The following is a 713-nucleotide window of genomic DNA, read 5'->3' on the forward strand; positions in this document are numbered from 1 at the left end:
CCTGCAGCCCAAACAACAGTTGCAGCTTTGATTTCTTCTGTATCATCGTCTTTTCCAACAATGATCCCCTCAGGCGTACATTCTTTGATCGCTGTACCAATTTTGAACTCAACACCTTTACCTTGAAGGTAGTTCATCGCATAGTCGATCAATTCTGGATCGAATCCAGGAAGAGCTGTTGGCGCAGCTTCTACACAGATGATACGCACGTCTTTTTGATCAATGTCATACTCTTTGCAAAGCTCAGGCACACGGTTTCCAAGCTCACCAAGGAACTCAATACCTGTGAATCCTGCGCCGCCGACAACGATTGTCAAACGCTCTGGACGTTTTTCAGCATCCGTATTATACGTCGCAAATTGAAGCTCAATGTGCTCACGAAGCTGACGAGCAGAGTTGATGTTAGAGATTGAGAATGCGTATTCTTTCAGTCCTGCAATACCAAATGTTTCAGGAACAGCACCAAGTGCAACAACAAGGTAGTCATAAGAAAGTTCGCCCTCTGATGTCACAACTTTCTTTGCTTCCTTATCAATGCTTTCAACTGTGGCTTGTACAAAGTTGACACGGGAACTGTTAATCACATCTTTGATTTGATAACGACAGCGGTCATGATGAAGAGTACCTGCACTTGCTTCATGAAGCCATGTTGTTTCGTAATGATAATTATGCTTGTTCACAAGAGTAATGTCCGCATCATTTGTGCCAAGCTG

Annotated in this window: 1 protein-coding gene; it reads right to left on the reverse strand. The window is 43.6% G+C overall.

All coding sequences use genetic code 11. From position 1 onward, the window contains the following. A partial coding sequence (locus BJU60_RS14765) for an NAD(P)/FAD-dependent oxidoreductase (RefSeq protein ID WP_141737252.1) occupies positions 1–713 on the reverse strand: 713 nt, incomplete at both ends.

The sequence above is a fragment of the Exiguobacterium aurantiacum genome (assembly GCF_001766415.1).
GTDB classification, from domain to species: domain Bacteria; phylum Bacillota; class Bacilli; order Exiguobacteriales; family Exiguobacteriaceae; genus Exiguobacterium; species Exiguobacterium aurantiacum_A.